Below are 14077 nucleotides of genomic sequence, written 5' to 3' on the forward strand. Positions count from 1 at the left end.
GGTCCCGCCCGCCGGCTCCGGTCCCGCTCTCCGGCTCCGCTCCCGGTCCCGGCTCCGTCTCCGGCTCGGCACTGTCGGTGCCGGGGGCTACCGTGCTGTCCATGGAAGAGCTGCCCGCCCGCGAACGGAGCATCCTCGCCCTGGAGCGCCGCGGCTTCCCCGGCCCCGGCGCCAAGGAGCGCGCCGTACGAGAACGGCTGGGCCTGGCCCCGGTCCGCTACTACCAGCTGCTCAACGCGCTGCTGGACGACCCGAGGGCCCTGGCGCACGACCCGGTGACGGTGAACAGGCTGCGCCGGGTACGGGAGGCCCGCCGGGCGGAGCGCTGAGACGAGCCTCCGGGCCGGGGATTCGGCTCGGTGGAGTTGTCGGGGCGTGGCATTCCGGCCGGGTGGGTAGCCCGCTCGGCCATGAGCCATGGGTGTGTCCGCCCCCACCCGGATAGGGTCGCCCCATGGGCAGCCATCCCGAATCCAAGGACTCCTTGCCGGCCCCGGTCACCCCCGCCGGGCGCGACGCTCTGGACGCGATCCTCACCCGCCCCACCCGGACGGTCGTCGCACTCGACTTCGACGGGACCCTCGCCCCCATCGTCCCCGACCCCGACCAAGCCCGTGCGCACCCCGACGCGGTGCCCGCCCTCGCGGCACTCGCCCCCAAGGTCGCCTCGATCGCCGTGGTCACCGGCCGCCCGGCCGGTGTGGCCGTACGTCACGGCGGCTTCGCGGGCGTCCCCGGACTGGAGCACCTCGTCGTCCTCGGCCACTACGGCGCCGAGCGCTGGGACGCGGTGAGCGGCACGGTCACCGCCCCCGCCCCGCACCCCGGTGTGGCCGCCGTCCGCGCCGAACTGCCGGGATTCCTCGACAGGATCGGCGCCTGGCAGGGCACCTGGATCGAGGAGAAGGGCCGTGCGGTCGCCGTGCACACGCGCCGCGCCGCGGACCCGCAGGCCGCCTTCGAGGCGCTCCGCGAGCCGCTGGCCGATCTGGCCACCCGGCACGGCCTGATCGTCGAGCCCGGCCGCATGGTCCTGGAGCTGCGCCCGCCGGGCATGGACAAGGGTGTCGCCCTCCTGGAGTACGTCCGGGAGGTCGGCGCCGAGGCCGTCCTCTACGCGGGTGACGACCTGGGCGACCTGCCCGCCTTCGCCGCCGTCGACAAGCTCCGCTCCGACGGCGTCCCCGGACTCCTGGTGTGCAGCGGCAGCTCCGAGGTCGGCGAACTCGCCGAACGCGCCGACCTGGTGGTCGACGGCCCGTCCGGGGTCGTACGCCTGCTCGCTTCTCTCGCGGCCGAACTCGCCTGACCGGCCGCTCGTCGCCCGCGCGGGCGGGGGCGGCGGAAGGCTTGCTTCGCCCCCTCCGCCCCTACCCGTCCGGTACCTGGGGCTCCGCCCCGGACCCCGCTCCTCAAGCGCCGGAGGGGCTGAAATCCCTTCCCCGGCCGGAGGGGCTGGAGTGTGTTCAGGTCTCCAGCGCCCGGAGTTGGTCCAGGAACCACTGGGCCGGCGGCAGAGCGGTGGCCGCGGCGGCCAGCCGCTTGGTGCGCTCGGCCCGTTCGCCCGGCTGCATGGTCAACGCCTCGTGCAGCGCCCGTGCCGTACCGATCACGTCGTACGGGTTCACGGAGATCGCGTCCTCGCCCAGTTCCTCGTACGCCCCGGCCTCCCGCGAGAGCACCAGCACGCAGCCCTCGTCGGAGACGACCGGGACCTCCTTGGCGACGAGGTTCATGCCGTCCCTGATGGGGTTGACGAGGGCGACGTCGGCCAGCCGGTACGCGGCGAGCGAGCGCGCGAAGTCGTCCTTGACGTGCAGCACCACCGGGGTCCAACCGGGCGTTCCGTAGCGGGAGTTGATCTCGTCGGCCACGCGCTGCACCTCGGCCGTGTACTCCCGGTACACCGCGAGGTCCTGCCGCGAGGGGTAGGCGAAGGCCACGTGGACCACCCGCTCGCGCCACTCCGGGTGGTCGTCGAGCAGCTGCCGGTACGCCAGCAGTCCGCGCACGATGTTCTTGGACAGCTCGGTCCGGTCGACGCGCACGATCGCCCTGCGGTCCTCGCCGATCTCCGCGCGCAGCGCGGCCATCCGCTCCTCGACGTCCTCCCGGTGGGAGCGTTCGCGCAGGAACTCGGCGTCCGCGCCGAGGCCGTGCACGCCGACGAGGGTCTCGCGCACGGGCGGCCGGGCGCCGTCCAGGTGCTCGATCGCCCTGGGGGCGCCCGAGGGCCGGGTCGCGGAGTAGCGCTCGGGGTCGGCCTCCTCCGCGCAGCGCATGAAGGCCGTCGCCCACCGCCAGGTCAGGAACGCCACCCGGTCCGCGCCGAGCATGCCTCCCACCAGTTCCGCGCGGATGTCGTCGGGGAGCATCCGGAAGTAGTCCTCGGGCGCCCACGGCGTGTGGGAGAAGTGGCCGATGCGCAGGTCGGGGCGCAGCTCGCGGAGCATCCCCGGCACCAGGCACAGGTGGTAGTCCTGGACCAGCACCGCCGCGCCCTCGGCGGCCTCTTCGGCCAGCGCCTCGGCGAAGGCGCGGTTGTAGGTCCGGTACGACTCCCACTGGCGCCGGAACTCCGCGTCGAAGACCGGCTCCAGCGGGGTCTGGTACAGCATGTGGTGGACGAACCACAGGACGGAGTTGGCGATGCCGTTGTAGGCGTCGGCGTGCACGTCGGCGTCGATGGCCAGCATGCGCACGCCGTCCTCGCCGGCTCCGCGCGCGACGGCCTCCCGGTCGCCGCCGCCGAGGGCCGAGCACACCCATAGGGCGCCCGCGTCGGGCCCGATCGCCGAGAGGCCCGAGACGAGGCCGCCGCCGCCGCGCCGGGCGTGCAGAGAACCGTCCTCCCGTACCTCGTAGGTGATCGGGCCGCGGTTGGAGGCGACCAGAATCCGGTGGGCACCGTGCGTTGAAGCCATGCCTCGAAACCTAGCCCCGTGTCGAAACGCTCAAACGTTCCCTTCGGCCGTATGCGATCGCGGGCCGGGAGGGCTGGTCTACGCGGCTCTGCGCCGCTGGTACTCGGAGATTTCGCTCATCGGGGGCCTTTCCTCCGTGTCCACCGAGTACGTGCGCGGCTGGAAACCGTCCCGGCCGCGCTCGAACTGGGTGAGGGCGGGGCGGATCAGGTGGCCGCGGGCCAGCCGGAGCTGGGCGGTGCGGTAGATCGCGGCGGCCATACGGCCCAGGGCCTGGCCGTCCTGGTGGCGGTGCTTGCGCACGCCGACGTCGACCTGGGCGAGGGCGTCCAGGCCCACCAGGTGCAGGGCGTCGACGAGCATGCCCAGCTCCACGCCGTAGCCGACGGGGAACGGGAGCTGTTCGAGCAGGGAGCGACGGGCCGCGTACTCGCCGCCGAGCGGCTGGACGAAGCCCGCCAGCTGCGGCCAGTGCATGTTCAGCAGGGGGCGGGCCATCAGCTCGGTGACCCTGCCGCCCTGTCCCGAGGCGCCGCCCAGCGGGCGGTCGTACATGGCCTTGACCAGATCGACCCCGGGGTCGGTGAGCAGCGGGCCCACGATCCCGGTGACGAAGTCGGACGAGAACTCCTTGAGGTCCGCGTCGATGAAACAGACGATGTCCCCGCTCGTCACGAGCAGCGACCGCCACAGCACCTCGCCCTTGCCGGGCACCGCGGGAATCCGCGGGAGGATGTCGTCGCGGTGCACGACTCTCGCGCCCGCGGCGGCGGCGACCGCCGAGGTGCGATCGGTCGAGCCCGAGTCGACGACGACGATCTCGTCGACGAGGGGCACCTGCTGCATCAGGTCGTGGCGGATGATCGCCACGATCTCGCCGACCGTCTCCTCCTCGTTGAGCGCGGGCAGTACGACGCTGACCGTCGATCCGGTGGAACGTTTCGCGGCCATGAGCTTGTGGAGCGGGCGGTCGGTCAGGGACCAGGAGCGTGTGCTCAGCCAGCTTTCGACATCTTTCAGCACGGTCTGCGGCTCCTCACTGTCTGATCACACGCTCTCATCAGCGTGCCCGCTGCGGCCAGCGGCAGATCGATTGCCGTCGTCTCGCGGTTCGGACGACTATCTCAACTGTCCTGGCCTTCGGTTACAGTCTTGAACAACGCGGATGACCATCGCATGTCCTGGATCATCGGCGCGTATCGTGTTCAACAGTTCAACAATCAAATACCGCTCATCCAGAGGGGCAGAGGGATACGGCCCGATGAAGCCCCGGCAACCCTCCAGCCGGTCTCGTACCGATCGATGTCGATCGCGTCGCGAGGCTCCCGGCTAGGGAAGGTGCCAAATCCGTCTCACGGCGAAGTGCGTCGTGAGGAAGATGAGGAGAAAGGGCCTCGCCTCCATGGCTGCGCAGACAGTTGAAAGCACCACGAACTCCGTGAACTCCGCCGACGCGGTGGACCTCGGCCCGGCAGCGGCGCTTTCCTGCCGCGAGTGCGGGCACCGCGTCCCGCTCGGCCCGGTCTTCGCCTGCGAGGAGTGTTTCGGCCCGCTGGAGATCGCCTACGACTTCTCGGCCTACGAGACCGAAGAGCTCCGCAAGCGCATCGAAGCGGGACCCGCGAACATCTGGCGCTACGCGCCCCTCCTGCCCGTCCCCGCGGACGTGGCGCAGAAGCCGAACATCAACCCCGGCTGGACCAAGCTCGTCCAGGCCGACAACCTGGCCCGCGAGCTCGGTGTCGACGCCGGCAAGCTCTTCGTCAAGGACGACTCCGGCAACCCGACGCACTCCTTCAAGGACCGCGTCGTCGCCCAGGCCATCGAAGCGGCCCGCGTCTTCGGCTTCACCACCCTCTCCTGCTCCTCCACGGGCAACCTCGCCGGTGCCGTGGGCGCCGCGGCGGCCCGTGCCGGCTTCCGCTCCTGCGTGTTCATCCCGCACGACCTGGAGCAGGGCAAGGTCGTCATGGCCGCGGTCTACGGCGGCGAGCTCGTCGGCATCCAGGGCAACTACGACGATGTGAACCGCTTCTGCTCCGAGCTGATCGGCGACCCGGCCGGCGAGGGCTGGGGCTTCGTCAACGTCAACCTGCGGCCGTACTACGCCGAGGGCTCCAAGACGCTGGCGTACGAGATCTGCGAGCAGCTCGGCTGGCAGCTGCCGGACCAGCTGGTCGTGCCGATCGCCTCCGGCTCCCAGCTCACGAAGATCGACAAGGGCCTGCAGGAACTGATCAAGCTCGGGCTCGTCGAGGACAGGCCGTACAAGATCTTCGGCGCCCAGGCCGAGGGCTGCTCCCCGGTGTCCGTCGCCTACAAGGCCGGTCACGACGTCGTGCGCCCGCAGAAGCCGGACACCATCGCCAAGTCGCTCGCCATCGGCAACCCCGCGGACGGGCCGTACGTGCTCGACATCGCGCGCCGCACCGGCGGTGCCGTGGAGGACGTGAACGACGAGCAGATCGTCGACGCGATCAAGCTGCTCGCGCGCACCGAGGGCATCTTCGCGGAGACGGCCGGCGGCGTGACCGTCGGTGTCACCCGCAAGCTGATCGAGAACGGTCTCCTCGACCCGACCCTGACCACGGTCGTGCTGAACACCGGCGACGGCCTCAAGACTCTGGACGCGGTGGCCTCGGACACCGGGCTGACCGCGACCATCCGCCCGAACCTCGACTCCTTCCGAGAGGCAGGCCTCGCATCATGAGCGTCAACGTCCGCATCCCCACCATCCTGCGCACCTACACCGGGGGCGTCGCCGAGGTGACGGCCGAGGGTACGACCCTCGCCGAGGTCATCGCCGACCTGGAGAAGAACCACACGGGCATCGCCGCGCGCGTTCTGGACGACCAGGGCAAGCTGCGCCGCTTCGTCAACGTGTACGTCAACGACGACGACGTCCGGTTCGAGCAGGGCCTGGAGACGGCGACCCCGGACGGTGTGGGCGTCTCGATCATTCCGGCCGTCGCCGGAGGCTGATCGTTACCCTCGGTAATGCCGAACACGCTGAGTTCATCGAATTGCCCCCTCCGTGAGAGAAACGGAGGGGGCAATTCTGTAGGGTTGAGCGCGCTACAGTTGGGGAAGTCGCTTCGCTTTCGATGTTGGTTTCATGCCGGACGCATATGAGTCCTCGCCCGGCATCCGACAAGAAGTAGCCAAAGTGCCCCGCCTTTTTGAGCCGTTTATGGCATTTACGGGGCCCGACTTGCCCTGAATCCTTGCAAATCCTCCGCATATCAACGATCAGCCATGCCCAGAATTCTCGTCCGATTGACCTGTTGCAGACGGCAGTTGGACAGATACATTCAGCCGCGGTCGACGCGTTCCGGCGCACACCCCCAACCATTGGGGGGTGAGGTCTGACCCGGATCCGCGAAGTGTGGATCTGTGCAAGGGCCAGTAATAGGGGAGTTAGGCATGGCTCAGGGCACCGTCAAGTGGTTCAACGCGGAGAAGGGGTACGGCTTCATCGCGGTCGACGGTGGTGCGGACGTCTTCGTGCACTACAGCGCGATTCAGATGGACGGCTACCGCACCCTTGAAGAGGGTCAGCGAGTGGAGTTCGAAATCTCGCAGGGCCAGAAGGGTCCGCAGGCGGACATGGTCAAACTCGCCGTCTGATCCGGGCGCGAACGGCCACCGACGCACTCACGCCGAGGGGCCCGCATCCCACCAGGGATGCGGGCCCCTCGTGCGTCCCCGGCCACCCTCCGGGGTGCCCTGTTCCGTCTCGCGCGCGCCCGCGGGCGCGCTCCGTCCGGGCGCCGTGCGTGCGCTCCGCCAGGGGCCCGTTTTCATGAGAGGCGCTCGCGCCCGCCCGTCGCCCGACCGCCACCCCTCAATGAGCTCGCTTCGCGAGCGCACCTTGCACTCGACGGGGTCGAGTGCTAATCATTGGCGTTAGCACTCTCCCAGTGAGAGTGACAGAACTTGGATCGGGCCGGCGAGGCCCGCGGGCCTGTGGGGCAAGGAACCACAAGGCTTGCAGGCCGTCCGTCGCGGGCGCGGGCACGATCCGGAGCAATCCACCCCGTCCGGGAGGACCACTTCACATGGCCAAGATCATCGCGTTCGACGAGGAGGCACGGCGCGGTCTCGAGCGCGGGATGAACCAGCTCGCCGACGCCGTCAAGGTCACCCTCGGCCCCAAGGGCCGTAACGTCGTCCTCGAGAAGAAGTGGGGCGCGCCCACGATCACCAACGATGGTGTTTCCATCGCCAAGGAGATCGAGCTCGAGGACCCGTACGAGAAGATCGGCGCCGAGCTGGTCAAGGAAGTCGCCAAGAAGACGGACGACGTCGCCGGTGACGGTACGACCACGGCGACCGTGCTGGCCCAGGCGCTCGTGCGCGAGGGTCTGCGCAACGTCGCCGCCGGCGCCAACCCGATGGCCCTCAAGCGCGGTATCGAGAAGGCCGTCGAGGCCGTCTCCGGTGCCCTGCTCGAGCAGGCCAAGGATGTCGAGACCAAGGAGCAGATCGCTTCCACGGCCTCCATCTCCGCCGCCGACACCCAGATCGGCGAGCTCATCGCCGAGGCGATGGACAAGGTCGGCAAGGAAGGCGTCATCACCGTCGAGGAGTCCCAGACCTTCGGTCTGGAGCTTGAGCTCACCGAGGGTATGCGCTTCGACAAGGGCTACATCTCGGCGTACTTCGCCACCGACATGGAGCGTATGGAGGCCGTCCTCGACGACCCGTACATCCTGATCGCGAACTCCAAGATCGCGAACGTCAAGGACCTGCTTCCGCTCCTCGAGAAGGTCATGCAGGGCGGCAAGCCGCTGCTGATCATCGCCGAGGACGTCGAGGGCGAGGCCCTGTCGACCCTGGTCGTCAACAAGATCCGTGGCACCTTCAAGTCCGTCGCCGTCAAGGCTCCGGGCTTCGGTGACCGCCGCAAGGCCATGCTCGGCGACATCGCCATCCTCACGGGCGGCGAGGTCATCTCCGAGGAGGTCGGCCTCAAGCTGGAGAACGCGGGTCTGGACCTGCTGGGCCGTGCCCGCAAGGTCGTCATCACCAAGGACGAGACCACGATCGTCGACGGCTCCGGCTCTGCCGACCAGGTCGCCGGCCGGGTCAACCAGATCCGTGCCGAGATCGAGAACTCGGACTCGGACTACGACCGCGAGAAGCTCCAGGAGCGTCTGGCGAAGCTGGCCGGCGGCGTGGCCGTCATCAAGGCCGGTGCCGCCACCGAGGTCGAGCTCAAGGAGCGCAAGCACCGCATCGAGGACGCCGTTCGCAACGCGAAGGCGGCCGTCGAGGAGGGCATCGTCGCCGGTGGTGGCGTGGCTCTGCTCCAGGCTTCCTCGGTCTTCGAGAAGCTCGAGCTCACGGGTGACGAGGCGACCGGCGCGAACGCCGTGAAGCTCGCCCTGGAGGCCCCGCTCAAGCAGATCGCCGTCAACGGTGGTCTCGAGGGTGGCGTCATCGTCGAGAAGGTGCGCAACCTGCCCGTCGGTCACGGCCTGAACGCCGCGACCGGTGAGTACGTCGACATGATCGCCGAAGGCATCATCGACCCGGCGAAGGTCACGCGCTCTGCTCTGCAGAACGCCGCCTCCATCGCCGCGCTGTTCCTCACCACCGAGGCCGTCATCGCCGACAAGCCGGAGAAGGCCGCTGCCGGCGGCGCTCCGGGCGGCATGCCGGGCGGTGACATGGACTTCTGATCCCTTCGCGGATCAGCGGTTCGTCGCAGTACGAGACCGAGGGCGGCACTCCCACTTGGGGGTGCCGCCCTCGGGCGTTCACGCTCTCCCGCCGCGGCTGTCCGGGCCGCGGCGGGAGAGGCGATCAGGAGTTGCCGAACGCGTCGCGCAGCCGCATCTCGTTGAAGCCGTTGCCGTCGTAGTCGTCCGAGTACGTCAGCGCGAGCCGGCCGTTCGAGGCGACGGCCACGGCAGGGCCGCCCTGGCCGCCGCCGGTCACCACGTTCATCCGGGTGGCGGGGAACCTGCCGGTCGTCGTGCCGTCGGCGTTGAAGCCGCGGGCCCACACGTCGTCCTGGCCCGCGTACAGGGTGGCCGGGTTGCCGACGAGCACGTCGAAGGCCTCCTTCCACGCGACGACGAAGGTGCCGTCGTCGGCGACCGTGACATCGGCGTCCGCCTGGTCGGAGATCGGTCGCTTGCCGTCGACGTAGGGGCCGGGGCCCGTGTCAGCGGTGCCGTCCTCGGTGGTCCGCCGGTCCGCCGCCGCGGGAGTTCCGGTCGCCGAGAAGAAGCGCTGGTTGATCCGCTGCGGCCGCACCAGTGTGCCGGTGCCCGTGGTGTACTCGTCCGTCCAGGCCACGACGAACCGACCGTCGCCCGTGGATGCCACGGCGGGCTTGGTCTGCTGTCCGTCGGTGAGGGAGTTGCCCACCTTGCGGGCCACGGAGAAGCCGCCCGAGGTGTTCAGCTTGGCTACACCGATGTTGAGGCCGCCGTTGCCGTCCGCGTCCTCCTCCCAGGCGATCACGGTGTTCCCGGCGTCGTCGATCGCCGCGTCGGGTCGGCGGTTCGATCCGGCGGCACCGGAGTTGATCGTGCTGACCTGGACATCCTGGTAGCGCAGCGCACCGGTCGGGGACCAGCTGCTCGCGTACACCTGGTTGAGGGTCGAGCCGTCGGCCGTGCTCTCCCAGGCGACGCTGTAGGAACCGTCGCCGGCCACCGCGACCGTCGGCCGCAGCTGGTCTCCGTCACCGGAGGCGTGCGGGCGCGGCAGGGTGGTGACCGTGCCGTCCGGGGTCACCTTGCGCACCGCGATGTCGGCGTACTTGTTGCCGTCGTCGTCCTTGGCCCACACGACGATCGCGTTGCCCTGGTCGTCCACGCCGACGTCGGGCTTCTGGTGCGACCAGGTCGTGCCGGTACCGGTGTTGCCGTTGCTCAGCAGCTTCTCGTCCCACAGCGGCGCACCGTCCTTGTACAGGCGCAGGTACACGTCGGTGCCCAGCTCGCTGTCCGAGGAGTCGTGCCGGTCGCCCTGCTCGTAGGCCACCGCGGTGTAGACGGACGAGGTGCCGCCGGAGGCGATGGCGCTGTAGTGCTGGTCGCCGTTCGCGTTCACGTTGACCCGGGAGTAGTGCTGGGACGTCGAGCCGTACTTCGCGGCGTCGAGGTCGACCGCGCTCGCGCGTATTTTGTTGAAGTTGGCGACGTAGGCCTGGTAGGTGCCCGCGTCGTCGATGCGCAGAATCGTCTCGTCGTTCGTCTTCAGCGAGCCCGCGGTCCAGTTGTGGGAGCCCGTGTACACGTGCTGGACCTGGGTGCCGTCGCTCTTCTTCCACTCCGTCAGCAGGTACTTGGAGTGGGTGGTGCCGTGGTTGCAGGAGGACCCTGCCGCGGTCTTGTAGCGGCAGCCGCCGGGGCGGTTGCCGTAGGCCGCGATGTCGAGGGCGGTCAGGTCGTTGATGCCGTCGTTGCCGCCGCCGTCACTGAGGTCGCGGGCGTTCGCGTCGACGCTGCATCCCTGGGACCGCTTCGTCGCCAGGGCGTCGTAGACGGCCGGGCGGGTGGTCCGCTGGTCGAGTTCGGCGGCCGAGATCCTGATCTTTCCGTCGATCGAGCAGTCGACCTGGTCGATGAACGAGGCGAGGATGTCGGCGTTGCCGTAGTGGGAGGCGTCCGAGGCGGTGTCGCGCGGGGAGAAGTACGCCTCGACCGGGGAGGTCGGGTCGCCGGTGGTGTAGTCGTACGTCGTGTGCAGGCTGTCGCCGGCGTGCCTGACCTGGTCGTTGAAGTGCGCGCGGTACCGGGAGGCGAGGGTCGCGTTGCCGGACACGACGACCGCGTTGTTGATCTCGCCGTCCTGGCCGCCCGCGAGGTTCTGAGAGCCCTGCCAGACGACGTTCTTGCGTCCGTCGGTGAGCGAGTCGAACACGAGGTACTTGTCGTGGTCGATCGCCTTCGTGTCGCCCGAGCCGTTGCCCAGGCAGCCGCGGGAGCACCAGGTGAGGGTGGAGTCGCCGGTCAGCGCGAGGCTGTCCAGGTCGCTGCTGGGCTGGTTCGCCGACTCCGAGATGATGCGCAGCGTGACCCCGCGGCTCTGGGCGGCGGTGAGCTTCGCCCGCAGGCCCGAGCTGTTGAACCAGTACATGCCCATGTACAGGGTCGAGCCGGGGGCCGCGAGGTCGATCAGGTCGCCGACCGAGGTGTTGATCGAGGAGTCGTAGGTCGTGGGCTTGGGATACGTGAAGACCGAGGTGTAGTTCCCGGACACCACGGTCTCCGCCTGGGCGGTGGCCGGAGCGAGCAGGGTCGCGCCGAGAGCCAGGGGCGCGGCGAGCGCTGCTATCCGTCTCAAGTTTCTGCCCATCAGTTTCCTTTTGTTCGGGGCCTGTTCGAATCGATCACACCCTATAGACAGGCGTGGACCGCTCTTCGCTCGATGTCTGGCACGCATGGCCTCTCGGCCCGGTCGGTCATGGCCGTGCGGGCCGCGGCGGCGTGGGCGCGGATCGCCGCGGATGCGGGGACTCCCCCGGGTACGTCGCTCCGGACGCCCCCTCCGCGGGCCACCGCCCTCCCCCGGTCCGTCCGCCCCCGGACCACCGGCACGAGAGCCCCGTGGCGCCGGGCGCCCTCCGCGGGCGTGGCCCGGATCACAGCGTCAGGTGCGGGAGCGGCGGAATGCGGCGCCCGGCGAGGCGGTTGAAGCGGGCAGGCAGTCGATGCATGTGCACATACCGCACGGGATCTCCTGCCCCGCCGACCGCACGACGTCATACCGACCACCCCTCCGAGGAGCCCCCACGTGACGACTGACGCCGCGTCCCGCGCAGCCGAGATCCTTGCCCGTCCCGTCTCCCTGAACGGCCTGACCGTCCCGAACCGGATCGCGATGGCGCCGATGACCCGGCAGTTCTCGCCGGGCGGCGTACCGGGGGAGGACGTGGTCGGTTACTACTCCCGCCGCGCCGCCGCGGGCGTGGGCCTCATCGTGACCGAGGGCACCTACGTCGGCCACGACTCGGCCGGGCAGAGCGACCGGGTGCCGCGTTTCCACGGTGAGGACCAGCTGGCCGGATGGGCGAAGGTCGCCGACGCCGTGCACGCGGCGGGCGGCACGATCGTGCCCCAGCTCTGGCACATCGGCATGGTGCGCAGCGCGGGCGAGCCGCCGTTCGCGGACGCCCCGCCGGTCGGCCCCTCCGGCATCGGCTCCGAGGGTGCCGAGGTCACCGGCAGGGCCATGACCCAGCAGGACCTCGACGACGTCATCGAGGCGTTCGCGAAGGCCGCGGCGGACGCGGAGCGCATAGGCTTCGACGGTGTCGAACTGCACGGCGCCCACGGCTACTTGATCGACCAGTTCCTGTGGTCCGGCACCAACCGGCGCGAGGACGCGTACGGTGGCGACCCGGTGGCCCGTACGAAGTTCGCGGCGGAGATCGTCGCGGCGGTGCGTGCCGCCGTCTCGCCCGAGTTCCCCGTCCTCTTCCGCTACTCGCAGTGGAAGCAGCAGGCCTACGACGCCCGCCTCGCCGAGACCCCGGAAGAGCTGGACGCGATCCTCGCCCCGCTGGCGGCGGCCGGAGTGGACGCCTTCCACGCCTCCACGCGCCGCTACTGGCTGCCCGAGTTCGACGGTTCCGACCTCAACCTCGCCGGCTGGACGAAGAAGCTGACGGGCAAGCCCTCCATCACCGTCGGCTCGGTCGGCCTGGACGGCGACTTCATCAAGGCCTTCCAGGGTGAGGGTTCCGCAGTCAAGGGCATCGACGACCTGCTCGACCGCATGGAGCGCGACGAGTTCGACCTCGTCGCCATCGGCCGCGCGCTGCTCCAGGACCCCGAGTGGGCGGCGAAGGTCCTGGCCGGACGTTTCGAGGACCTGGCCCCCTACGACGCGGCGGCGCTGCGCTCGCTCAGCTGACCGGCTCCCCCGTACGGGGGCAGGGGGGAGGGACGGCGCCCGCTACTCCGCGGGCGCCGTCCCTTTTCGCTGCCCCGCGCCGGTCAGCCGGTGGTGCGGAGATGGCCGACGAAGGCGGCCCAGGCTTCGGCCCCGAAGGTGATCGCGGGGCCGGGGTTCTTGGAGTCCCGGACGGGGACGAGCGTGGGGTGGCCTTCGGCGACCTCCAGGCAATCGCCGCCGCTCGCTCCGCTGTATGTGGACTTGCGCCAGCGAGCGACCTCCAGGCAGTTTCCGCCGTCCCCGCCGCTGTAGCTGGACTTGTACCAAGCTGCGGCGCTCAGATCGTGCTCATGGGCCTTGTTCTCCATGCTCGCAATCCTCCGCCACGGATTCGATCAGAGCCAGGGAATCGTGCGGGGAAAGCGCCGAAGCCTGGAGGAGGTTGAACGTGAGGATGTGGCGGGTGACGGTCGCCGGGTCGTCCAGCAGCTTCCCCATGTTTGGCGCATCCACGAAGGACAGCGGGGGCGCGTCAAGGAACTCCATGAGCTTCAGGGATCCGTGCATCGACGCGTGAGCCCCCGTGCCGAACGGCAGCACCTGCACGATGATCCGGTGTGCCTTGGCCAGGCCCGTCACATGGCGGAGCGCCTCCGCCATCACCGGCCCGCCCCCGACCCGTCGCTGTAACACGGCCTCGTCTACAACCACCCACAACAACGGCGTTGTTGGATCGTCGATGAGATGCGCACGCTCCAAGCGTGCTGCCACCAGTGCGGCGATCTCCGCATCGGGCGCTGTCGGCGAGTACGCGCGGAAGACCGCTTCCGCGTACCCCTCGGTCTGCAAGAGCCCCGGGATCAGCAGCGTCGAGTACTCCCTGATCGCCGAAGCGACCGCCTCCGCCTCCGCCGCCTCGGCGAAGTGGTCCGGGTACTTGGACCTGGCCAGGGCCTTGCAGTTGCGCTCGAAGAACCCGTTGGTCCCCAGGATCTCGTCCAGCTGGACGGCGTATTCGAGGTGCAGGCGGCGGGTCCCGGACTCCAGTTGGCCGATGAACGAACCGCTGACGAAGAGCGGTTCGCCCAACTCGGCCTGGCTGAGGCCGGCGTTCTCGCGGGCGTGCCGCAGCTCCGCACCGATCATGGCGCGCGGCGAGGAGGACGGATCGAGGTCCTTCGGTCCGGGCATGGCAACTCCCTGTCACACAGGTGGGGTTGTTGGAGCGCCGTCTCTGGCCAGGTTAGAGGGGTGATGGCCACGCTGGGTGGTGAATGCGAACACTCAGCGTGGAG

Annotated in this window: 12 protein-coding genes and 1 riboswitch; of the genes, 7 read left to right on the forward strand and 5 right to left on the reverse strand. The window is 69.7% G+C overall.

The annotated features are described in order from the left end of the window. The first annotated feature begins 101 nt into the window (after positions 1–101). A complete protein-coding gene (locus OOK38_RS15400; protein ID WP_266760020.1) occupies positions 102–329 on the forward strand; it encodes a DUF3263 domain-containing protein in 228 nt (75 codons plus the stop codon). A gap of 125 nt (positions 330–454) precedes the next feature. Beyond that, positions 455–1309, forward strand: a complete 855-nt coding sequence (gene otsB, locus OOK38_RS15405) for a trehalose-phosphatase (RefSeq protein WP_266760019.1) — start codon at positions 455–457, stop codon at positions 1307–1309. Between the two features lie 157 nt (positions 1310–1466). Here otsB and OOK38_RS15410 read toward each other — a convergent pair whose 3' ends face one another. Then, on the reverse strand, positions 1467–2924 hold the full coding sequence (locus tag OOK38_RS15410) for a trehalose-6-phosphate synthase (protein ID WP_266848516.1): 1458 nt from the start codon (positions 2922–2924) through the stop codon (positions 1467–1469). A gap of 78 nt (positions 2925–3002) precedes the next feature. After that, positions 3003–3947 carry a glucosyl-3-phosphoglycerate synthase gene (locus OOK38_RS15415; RefSeq protein WP_266760016.1) on the reverse strand — a complete coding sequence of 315 codons (945 nt, stop codon included), beginning with the start codon at positions 3945–3947 and terminating at the stop codon, positions 3003–3005. A 205-nt stretch (positions 3948–4152) separates the two neighbouring features. Next, positions 4153–4309: riboswitch (SAM riboswitch) on the forward strand. A 17-nt stretch (positions 4310–4326) separates the two neighbouring features. Between OOK38_RS15415 and thrC the strand changes: the two genes are divergently transcribed. From thrC to groL, 4 genes are all read left to right on the forward strand, one after another. Further along, a complete protein-coding gene (gene thrC, locus OOK38_RS15420) occupies positions 4327–5634 on the forward strand; it encodes a threonine synthase (RefSeq protein ID WP_266760014.1) in 1308 nt (435 codons plus the stop codon). After that, on the forward strand, positions 5631–5906 hold the full coding sequence (locus OOK38_RS15425; protein ID WP_266760012.1) for a MoaD/ThiS family protein: 276 nt from the start codon (positions 5631–5633) through the stop codon (positions 5904–5906). Before thrC ends, OOK38_RS15425 begins: the two co-directional genes overlap by 4 nt. Before the next feature lie 441 nt (positions 5907–6347). Continuing rightward, on the forward strand, positions 6348–6551 hold the full coding sequence (locus OOK38_RS15430) for a cold-shock protein (RefSeq protein ID WP_005315736.1): 204 nt from the start codon (positions 6348–6350) through the stop codon (positions 6549–6551). Positions 6552–6982: 431 nt separating this feature from the next. Further along, complete coding sequence (gene groL, locus OOK38_RS15435) at positions 6983–8608, forward strand: chaperonin GroEL (RefSeq protein WP_266760010.1); 1626 nt, start codon at positions 6983–6985, stop codon at positions 8606–8608. A gap of 124 nt (positions 8609–8732) precedes the next feature. On the opposite strand, the gene OOK38_RS15440 is transcribed toward groL, so the two are convergent. After that, complete coding sequence (locus OOK38_RS15440) at positions 8733–11240, reverse strand: phosphatidylserine/phosphatidylglycerophosphate/cardiolipin synthase family protein (RefSeq protein WP_266760008.1); 2508 nt, start codon at positions 11238–11240, stop codon at positions 8733–8735. 438 nt (positions 11241–11678) lie between these two features. On the opposite strand from OOK38_RS15440, the gene OOK38_RS15445 reads away from it, so the two are divergent. After that, positions 11679–12800 (forward strand): NADH:flavin oxidoreductase, encoded by a 1122-nt coding sequence (locus tag OOK38_RS15445; protein WP_266760006.1) that lies wholly within the window; start codon positions 11679–11681, stop codon positions 12798–12800. Positions 12801–12883: 83 nt separating this feature from the next. On the opposite strand, the gene OOK38_RS15450 is transcribed toward OOK38_RS15445, so the two are convergent. Together OOK38_RS15450 and OOK38_RS15455 are read right to left on the reverse strand one after the other, a co-directional pair. Beyond that, positions 12884–13150 (reverse strand): DUF397 domain-containing protein, encoded by a 267-nt coding sequence (locus OOK38_RS15450; protein WP_266760004.1) that lies wholly within the window; start codon positions 13148–13150, stop codon positions 12884–12886. Beyond that, on the reverse strand, positions 13131–13973 hold the full coding sequence (locus tag OOK38_RS15455; protein ID WP_266760002.1) for a helix-turn-helix transcriptional regulator: 843 nt from the start codon (positions 13971–13973) through the stop codon (positions 13131–13133). The genes OOK38_RS15450 and OOK38_RS15455 overlap by 20 nt, the downstream gene beginning before the upstream one ends. Positions 13974–14077: the final 104 nt, after the last annotated feature.

It is taken from the genome of Streptomyces sp. NBC_00568 (assembly GCF_026341855.1).
In the GTDB taxonomy this organism is placed as follows: domain Bacteria; phylum Actinomycetota; class Actinomycetes; order Streptomycetales; family Streptomycetaceae; genus Streptomyces.